At 58.4% G+C, this 8318-nt stretch carries 7 protein-coding genes and 3 pseudogenes; 8 read left to right on the forward strand and 2 right to left on the reverse strand.

Translation table 11 applies throughout. The features are described from left to right. Window positions 1-981: 981 nt before the first annotated feature. Entirely contained in the window at window positions 982-2499 is a 1518-nt protein-coding gene (locus ABIB00_RS38455; RefSeq protein WP_354107942.1) for a porin, read from the reverse strand. A gap of 468 nt (window positions 2500-2967) precedes the next feature. Between ABIB00_RS38455 and ABIB00_RS38460 the strand changes: the two genes are divergently transcribed. The 8 genes and pseudogenes from ABIB00_RS38460 to ABIB00_RS38495 all read left to right on the forward strand — a co-directional run bounded on the left by ABIB00_RS38460 (window position 2968) and on the right by ABIB00_RS38495 (window position 7463). Continuing rightward, window positions 2968-3450 carry a MarR family winged helix-turn-helix transcriptional regulator gene (locus ABIB00_RS38460; protein WP_354107943.1) on the forward strand — a complete coding sequence of 161 codons (483 nt, stop codon included), beginning with the start codon at window positions 2968-2970 and terminating at the stop codon, window positions 3448-3450. Window positions 3451-4127: 677 nt separating this feature from the next. Further along, window positions 4128-4322: pseudogene (locus ABIB00_RS38465) on the forward strand (ATP-binding protein); the annotation flags it as partial. Window positions 4323-4522: 200 nt separating this feature from the next. Beyond that, a complete protein-coding gene (locus ABIB00_RS38470; RefSeq protein WP_354107948.1) occupies window positions 4523-4813 on the forward strand; it encodes a hypothetical protein in 291 nt (96 codons plus the stop codon). 196 nt (window positions 4814-5009) lie between these two features. After that, a complete protein-coding gene (locus tag ABIB00_RS38475; RefSeq protein WP_354107944.1) occupies window positions 5010-5132 on the forward strand; it encodes a hypothetical protein in 123 nt (40 codons plus the stop codon). Window positions 5133-5147: 15 nt separating this feature from the next. Further along, window positions 5148-5564 carry a hypothetical protein gene (locus ABIB00_RS38480; protein WP_354107945.1) on the forward strand — a complete coding sequence of 139 codons (417 nt, stop codon included), beginning with the start codon at window positions 5148-5150 and terminating at the stop codon, window positions 5562-5564. A 266-nt stretch (window positions 5565-5830) separates the two neighbouring features. After that, complete coding sequence (locus ABIB00_RS38485; RefSeq protein WP_354107949.1) at window positions 5831-6091, forward strand: hypothetical protein; 261 nt, start codon at window positions 5831-5833, stop codon at window positions 6089-6091. Between the two features lie 46 nt (window positions 6092-6137). Then, window positions 6138-6278: pseudogene (locus ABIB00_RS38490) on the forward strand (ATP-binding protein); the annotation flags it as partial. 408 nt (window positions 6279-6686) lie between these two features. Then, window positions 6687-7463: an SDR family NAD(P)-dependent oxidoreductase gene (locus ABIB00_RS38495; protein ID WP_354107946.1), complete on the forward strand. Its 777-nt coding sequence runs from the start codon at window positions 6687-6689 to the stop codon at window positions 7461-7463. Window positions 7464-7675: 212 nt separating this feature from the next. On the opposite strand, the pseudogene ABIB00_RS39290 reads toward ABIB00_RS38495, so the two are convergent. Then, window positions 7676-7900: pseudogene (locus ABIB00_RS39290) on the reverse strand (helix-turn-helix domain-containing protein); the annotation flags it as partial. Window positions 7901-8318: the final 418 nt, after the last annotated feature.

The following is an 8318-nucleotide window of genomic DNA, read 5'->3' on the forward strand; positions in this document are numbered from 1 at the left end:
AGCCGGGAAAGCTACCTGGCGCGACCCATCAGGCGACCTCGGATCGTCATCGGCCACGGCGCCGCCAGGGTAACATCTGCAAGTGAGGCAATACGAGGGGTCAAAGTTGCAAGCCGATTGACACAACCCAGCATAAAGCAAAGCGTTGAACGCTCGGAAGCGTCGAGAAGATGCCGCCCGACTCGCCTCCTTATTCTCCGTAGGCCAGTCGTCTGCGGCAATACTTAACCGCCCGGGGTTGCCGGAGGCCAATCGGTTTAAATTAGGCCGCCCATGGCGGAACTCCTATTGAAGCAGAAGCGAATGGTGGACACCAACCCGTTCCTTGCGTGGTGCGCGATAGCGGCTGCGGCCGGCCAGCACCTCGAATGTGCTGGTCTCTGCCCTTCCCGGTTCGCTGCAGCCTGCACAGACACTTTGCCGGAGCGTACGTTGGGATGCTTTCGACGGTTTGCTTCTATCGAAATGTTCTCCTTCACAAGGCGGGTGTTCGACAGTCTCAGCAGGCCGAAAGAAAGGCTACCCGCGCCCGTCGTGGAGAAACGAGATGAGGAAGGCCTCCGAAAGACCACCCTGTAAGCCTTGACCCCATAAAGGAGAAACGCACGGAAGTTAGATGCTCAAGTACTGATCAGCTCCTAAGGGTGAGAAAGCCCTCCCCCAGAACACGTGCAGCGTGGCTCGCGAAGCGGATGGGTGAAGACGACCACATGGCAAGCGGCACGTGCCTGCCGGCAGGAGCCCGAGCACTCACATCAGTTTATCGCTTGGCGAGCTGCGGTTTGTAATTGAGTTCGCCAAACGAACCGAGACAGACGCAACCTGAGTCAATCGGTAGGTGCCGACGGGTATCGCCAGCAATGATGGAAACGCTGAGCAAAAAATTAGAAAGGCCCCCGGCGGGCATGCCAGAGGCCTTCTTGGAGGTTACAACTACATCGAAAGAGCCTATCTTCCTCCTTCCGCTACGTTTGTAGATGATCAGAAGTTGCGTTGAGCGCGGAGCAGCAATTGCAGGCTGCCCTGGTCTTTGAGCTCATATGCAGCCGCTGGCTTGGCGATGCTCGACTGCAACGGAAGCGTCACGGTGCTTCCGCCCGCATACTTTTGATCGAGCACCATGTAGGCGAGTTCCCCGGTGAAGGTCAGGTTCTTGACGGGGGTCCAGGATGTCTTTGTACCGACCGCGGCGTAATTGAAGTCAGGATTGCAACCGGCAGCGCCACTCGAGAGCGCGAGGGTTGTCACGAAGGCTCCGCAGATATAGCTCTTGGCCGTGTTGTTGTGTCGTACCGCTGCCCACGCGCCGAAAACGCTAGTATTCCAGTATGGGTCCCAATTGTGTGTGTAGCCACCGTTGAACCCGTAGGTAGTGGTCAACTCCTGACCGGCTCCGGTGACGAACACAGAGTCTGAAACACCAGCTAGACCCAGGCTTTGGTATGCCCCTCCGGCGCTTGCACCGCCGTACATTGCAAAGGTTGACCCCATATAATCGTGAAAGTTGTAGCGACTCGCACCATTCGTGTACACAGCCGTCAGATTGATGCTGTCACCTGCGCCAGTCGGCAGGTTCTTGATCGACAACGCCAACTGTCCAGCCCAACCCCACTTGTCTCCGGGATGGCTGGTAGTCTCGTCGGCACCGTAGTAGGCGGCATGGTTGTCATGAGCAGCGAACGATGCCTGAAAAAGCCCCCAAGCCTGATCGACGCGAACCCTCGCGACGAAATCTGGAGCCCTCGAACCCCCGAAGTCGCTAGCTCCGTAGGTGCCGGTCGCAAGACCTGCGGCGGTTGCGCCGCTCACATTCCAGACGGCGCTCTGATAGTTCGGGACCTGGTCCTGAGCTGAGAACGAGGCCGTAATGCCCTGACCGAAGTCTGCGGTATACGAGATCTGATTTACAGGATCCCAGCCCCCGCTGCCCGGCAACTCGAAGTTGTTCGCCGGATATTCGGCCCAAGGCGTTCTGAACTGTGATTCCGCTCTGCCAAAAGTGAATCCAGCGAACTGAATGAATGCGTAATAGATGCCCAGTCCGCCAGCCGCTACCTGGGAACCGAGCGATGTAGTGTACGCCGTGGCACCATTTACGCCCGTTGTGCCCGTTCCGCCGTAGGTACCGGTTCTCCATGTAAAGGCCAACTCAGCGAATGTCCGGACCATGCCATATTCGGTCGCGGTGCGCGTATCGATCTGCAAATCCTGACGAGTCTGGGTTTGCAAGTAGTTGCTGAGGCGATTGTGAGCGCCACCCACACCACTGCCCGCTACATCAAAGTCGGCGTTCGTTCCCACCATGGCGTCGGCGCGCAGATAGCCGCCGAGCTTGATGCACGTGTCGGTTCCAGGGATATAGTAGAAACCGGCGCCGTACAGCGAGCAAATCTTCACGTATTCGATCGCCTTCGCTTTGACGGGCAGGTCGGCTGCCTGCGCCCCGGTACCTGCGAACATTGCCGCAGAACCGAGGATGAGACCCTTTGTCAGTTTCATCGATGAAGCTCCCAAGTTTGAAAAATCGTTTCCGTCGTCCAGATCCGCCGCTCTAGCCCCACCGGAGCTGGCTTTGACGGAACGACTTCGAGGCGCCCCCTCTCCGTCAAAGGCGGTATAGTTCGCTATAGCAATTGTCGCAATTAATTAATTTGCGGTGCCGATATTTGAGGGAGATGAGTTGCAATCTAGCAACACTCGACAATTGGGGCGGGACCGCAGAGTGCTGCGCACAAAAAAGGACCTCCAGGGGGCATCCCGGAGGTTCTTCTTGGAGGATTTTACATGACCTTGGCCAAAGGGCCTCGTGGGTCTGCCATGATAATAGTGTCTTTAGATTGTATAAGTCAATTAATTTTTTGCATGACCGGTATGTCGCGTCAATTCGTATCGAGACAGCATGACGTATTCCCGCTAATGATGAATTGAGTGCCTTTTGGGAGCACTAGGCGTGGCGGGAAGACTGAAATGGGCGAAAAAGATCAATTGGATGAAGGCGTTGCCAATTTCGTCTGGAACATCGTTGAGATCCACTCCCAATTGGAGGAAATACACAAGCGGTGGGCTGAGATGATGAGAATAACCGAGCCCCAATGGTTGATTCTAATGGCTATCGAGAAAATCGATGAAGGCCGCGGGGTTTCCGGGATTGCTGTGGCAAATAAGCTTCGGATCCACCCAGCGTTCGTTACGAACCAAACAAAGAAGCTCGAAGAGAAAGGCTTTTTATCTCGCGTAACATCCACCGAGGACGCACGATTCCTGCAGATCTCACTAACGGAAAACGCCAGGGAGGAGATTGCGAACCTGTCAAACAAGAGGCAGGCTCTCAATTCGACAATGTTCGCCGGACTGGACGAAGCGTCGCTCGACTACCTTAACAAACGGCTGGCCCTAATCGCCAAGAACAGCCGACTCGCGTCCCAAAAACAAAGTATCGGTGTATTGTAGGCTTCTTCGGCACCGACTTTGGCTACCCTTCACAGCAGTTGTGGGGCGGCGTTTGCTACAGGCCGGATTGGCTAGAACGACAAATCTGAAAATCCATTGATCCTTCTCCCCGGCTGAAAACGTCAACCGGTGAGGCCGGCCGCTGGTTCAGGCTTCCTCTGTTTCTGGCGCTAGGACAATGCGATGCGCGAACCGCGACCTTGCAGCCATGGGCGGGGATGGAAGTGGTCGCCAGGGATGATGTTCGCGAGAGCGCATCCGCGTCGCAAACCAGGTTCGCAAGGCGTGGCCGTTGTCGACCCAAAACGTAAGTCCGCATACTCTGGCTTTCATGGCACTAGCTGATGTGCATGAGCGGAGAACAAAAGGCGCGCGCGTTCACTGCCGCAGCGGCTGAATGGTCGCATTCTTTCAAACCTTGGAACTGCGGCCCAATCTTTGACCATACTCGTGAGCTGTTCACGGCAAGTAGCCGCCGAGGACCTCTTTCGGAAAAACCTGCAGATTGCATCTTAATGCCTGACGGAGACGAGCAGCGATCGAGATGACGCTCAAACTTGCTCGCTTCCCGTTCGTTCGCGATCTGTCGGGCTTCGACTTCTCGGCCCAGCGTTTGCTGGATCCGAAGGAAACACGCGAGCTTGCGAGGCGCTGGCTGGATCGCCAATGGCGAGAACGTGCTGCTGCTTGGGCCGCCTGGCGTTGGCAAGATCCACCTTGCGGTCGCGCTGGGACGGGAAGCGACCTGGCTGGGCTTCCATTCAGCTCGTCCCAGCCACGACTGCCGTTGCACAGCTTGCCAAATGCCACAGCGAAAGCCGTTCGAGGAGCGGTTCGCCGAATGTGCCAAGCCAAAGCTTCTGATCATCGACGAGCATGAGCATCTGCTCTTTGAACCCAATGCCGCGCATCTGTTCTTGAAGCTCGTCGCCTGTCATTCGGCCTGCAATATTGGCTCTGACGCAATTTTGGTGCATCGGAGATCATCTGCGCATTGCCTCGCCCAGAATGTTACTGGACAACTTCTCGCCGATGACTGGGGCGGCACCACCGAATCGATTCGGTGGCCTCTATGGTGGGAAAGATCGGCATGGGCGCGCGGCGCGAGATCGTGTCGGCGGCGACAGAGCGCTACCGGGTCGGCCAAACGGGCGGAGAAGGGCGGATCCTCGACGCGCTGTGCGCGACGACGGGTTGGCATCGCAAGCATGCGGTGCGCGCACTCGGGCAACATGAGCCGGTTAGATCTAATGGGGTCGAGGCACGCGAGAGCGCCGCCGCGAAATACGGTGCGACGATCAATGATGCGCTGACGGCATGTGGGAGGCGTCGGATCGGGTTTGCGGCAAGCGGCTCGAGGTGATGATCCCGACCTTGCTGGCAGCACTTAAGCAGCATGGCCGATTGAAGCTTGGCTTGGCGGATCGTGACCGTGTTCTCGCGATCAGCCCCGCAACCGTCGAACACTGCTCGTCGACGTAAAGGTCGCGGCGAGCGGCGGCAGGCGGCGCCGTGCCGGCTTCTATTCGGCAATCCGGCGCGAGGTCCCGATCTGCACATTGAATGACTGGAACAGCCCGCTGCCGGGCTTCTGCGAAGTCGACATGGTCGCCCATGGCGGCACGTCGGTGGCCGGCTCATTCATCCAAACCCTGACGATGGTCGACGTCGCCACCGGCTAGACAGAGTGCCTGCCGTTGGTGACGCGGGAAGGTTCGCTGGTCGTCGAGGCGATCAACCGCGCACAGCGCCTGTTCCCCTGGTGGTTGCGCGGCGTGGACCTTCGACAACGACAGCGCCTCCATGAACGATGTGGTCGTGCCATGGTGCCGCGGACAGAAGCTCGAACTCACACGCTCGCGCGCCTACAAGAAGATCAAGCGTTCGTCGAGCAGAAGAATGGTGCCGTCGTCCGCCGCCGCATGGGCTATGGCCGCTTCGATGGCGTCGAGACCGCCCGTGTGATGAGCCGCCTCTATGCGGCGGCACGGCTCTACGTCAACTTCATCCAGCCGTCGTTCAAGAAGGAGAAGCGCCGCGAAGGGGCTAAAGTGATCAAATGCTATCATCTCCCATCAACGCCCTATGAAGTGCATTGGTGCATCCCAAGGTGACCGCGGATCCGAAGAAACGGCTGGGCGATCAGTATCGCTCGCTCCATTCAGTCGTTCTGTTGGCCGAGATTCGCGCGACCCAGGACGAACTCGGCATTCGCGTTGATCGGCGCGCCGCACACGCGGGCGGCTTGTAGTGCGCCTCCACGAGCACCACGTCAACGAGCGCAGCAACGTTCGCGAAGACGCTCAGCAAGACGGTGACGGCCGGCGAGCCGTGTGCCACGCACCGGCGAACTCGTCCGTCCTAAAAAACCAGGGTTCGCATGCCGTCCAAGCTCGATCCGCATATTGCTGTGATCGAGGGTTGGCTCGCCGAGCAGCCGCAGCTAACTGCGCTCGCCATTGTCTGCCGGCTGAGCGAGAAATACCCCGAGGATTTCGGGCCGACGCAGCATTCTATTGTGCAGCGTCTGCTGAGGGTGCTTCGACGGAAGACTGTTAAGCAGTTGCTCGCGCGGGAGCGGCTTGCGGACGCCAAGGTCGCTGCCCCATTGCCCGGGTTGTGGACGGCTCGGGCTATGTAGGGCCCGACCGGCCCACAACCCCTCTCGTCGAGCAAGCCGGGAATCCGATCGCCTGTTACACCAGAGTCACGCAATCGCAATCCGCGGCGACAGCTATCGCTTGAAGGAGAAGCGCCGTAGCAGACTTTTGCAGAAGTCCACGTACCAGAAACCAAATCGCAAGCCGCTCGCTAGCACAGCGATATGAAGCGCGCCGTTCGCGAGCGGCTTGCTTCGGTCCCGCAAACAAGAAGGGGCATTTCCTCATACCGCTGCGGGGGCAAATCCGGACCTCCTCGAGCGCAGAGAAGCCCCGCATTCGTCCGATTTGGCGCGGACCTTCTGCCTACAGAGCTCGATTTATCGGGTAATTCAACATGAATGGCAGTTTATCGTCGGCGAAGCAACCCGTGCTGTCCCGGCGCTTGGCCACGAGCCTGTATTTACGGTCTCGCTTGTGTTGGTGCCATCATATTGCACGTTGTGGCCGGAAATTAGCCGACTACCCGAAGCCAGATAGTCGCAACTGATTGAATTCTCTGGCGTCAATGACCGCGGGATCTCCTGAAAAAAGATCGCGCCCGTTTGATGAGCCAATACCTAGGAGAGAGAAGAAATGGCAAAGTTCCGTAGTGAGAGCCACCACCAGCAGCCCGATCTGCACGGATGGTCCCTCAAGGGACGAGTCGCGCTCGTAACTGGAGCGACGGGAGGGCTTGGCAAGGCGATCGTGGCTGAATTGTCCCAACGGGGAGCGGAGGTGCACGGCGTCGACATCGCGGGCGACGATGTCTTTCATGCGGATCTTGCCACTGCGAGTGGGAATAGAGACATGGTCGCTCATGTACTCAAGGCTACCGGACGTCTCGATATCCTGGTGTTGAATGCTGGAGTGCAGTTCATGGCCCCCTTCGCTCAGTTTCCCGACGCCGAATGGGATCGTCTCAATGCGCTGATGCTGGACGGACCATTCCACGCGCTGAAGGCCGCATGGCCGGCTCTAACGAAGTCCCGAAGTGGTCGGGTTGTGGTCACGGCGTCAGTCGCCAGCTACGGCGGTGCGCGGCAGAAGGTCGCGTACTGCGCCGCTAAGCACGGTGTTCTTGGCGTGGTCCGTACCGCCGCGCTCGAAGGCGGCACGCACGGCTTAACTGTTAATGCCGTCGCGCCAGGTTGGATGGATACCCCGCTGATGCGTGGTCAGTTGGAAGCTCAGGCTAAAAATCGCGGGATGAGCACAGACGAGGTGATAGCGGCGTTCCGCGCATCACAGCCTGGCAACCGGTTTGTTGAAGTCAGTGAGGTTGCGGCAACGATTGGGTTTCTTGCGAGCCCGTCTGCCTCGGGAATCAGTGGTGAGTGTATCACGATCGATCTCGGTGCAAGTGCCTAAGCTAGTACCCGGAATCAGAGCTGAGTGATACGGCGGCCTTTGAAAGGGCGTTGACGGACCTTTCTCTTGGTTCAGACAAAGGGCTCGGCTTTGTCGTTGTAGGCGTTGACGTAGGCATCGATGTGTCCCTGAAGCTGCTTGAGGCTTCTGAAGGAGGTGCCGCTAACCCTTTGGATGCCGATCGGGGGTCCCAGTCCAACGTCGATTGACACCTCAAGGCCATGGTCGGCATCGCGATGCCGCCAAAGGCTGACAATCCGCGGCTGGATTCCGACTTCTTCGGCGATCGAGCCGGTGCTGCGCCCGTCCGCCGTCAGCAGAACTATCCGCGCACGCTTCAAATCGCGAGGCAACGTCACTGGCGAGCGGCAACACGCCTGAAGCACCTGGCAATCTTTCCGCGAAAGGTGGACTTCTCTTGCTTCGGGATCATCCATATCTTGAATCAGGACGCACGATCCAAGAAAAGTGGGTACTAGCTCTGTCTTCAGCCCGATGTCTCGCGCCCGTGCAACGCGCATCGGCGCTTCCCCTCCAGCGTGAACGGCCTAGCCTGAGATATTGCGTGCGCCCACTAGCGAGGTGGAGTGCGACACGCCTCGCGACGTAATGAACCGACCCAGGATTGGCCGATCTTCGAACGTGAGCGAGGGCTTCAGAAGCAAATCCCTGTGATGCAGTCGATTTCAACCTTGTGCCCTCATGAACCCTCGCCGCGCTTGACCTGAGACGGCGCCGTCCCTAGGCGTGAGTTCGCCAGTGACCTGCCCCTGAAGTTTCACCCAGTAGCGGTTAGAGTCTCGGCGGATGTTACGCCGTTTGGCGCGGTGTGAGCAACGTGCGATCGGCGGAGCT

Origin of the sequence: Bradyrhizobium sp. LB14.3 (assembly GCF_040547985.1) — a bacterium.
GTDB lineage: Bacteria > Pseudomonadota > Alphaproteobacteria > Rhizobiales > Xanthobacteraceae > Bradyrhizobium.

Bases quoted from the DNA above. Each gene is read 5' to 3' on its own strand.
- ABIB00_RS38455 (WP_354107942.1), bottom strand. From the start codon at position 2,499: ATGAAACTGACAAAGGGTCTCATCCTCGGTTCTGCGGCAATGTTCGCA.
- ABIB00_RS38460 (WP_354107943.1), top strand. From the start codon at position 2,968: ATGGGCGAAAAAGATCAATTGGATGAAGGCGTTGCCAATTTCGTCTGG.
- ABIB00_RS38470 (WP_354107948.1), top strand. From the start codon at position 4,523: ATGGTGGGAAAGATCGGCATGGGCGCGCGGCGCGAGATCGTGTCGGCG.
- ABIB00_RS38485 (WP_354107949.1), top strand. From the start codon at position 5,831: ATGCCGTCCAAGCTCGATCCGCATATTGCTGTGATCGAGGGTTGGCTC.
- ABIB00_RS38495 (WP_354107946.1), top strand. From the start codon at position 6,687: ATGGCAAAGTTCCGTAGTGAGAGCCACCACCAGCAGCCCGATCTGCAC.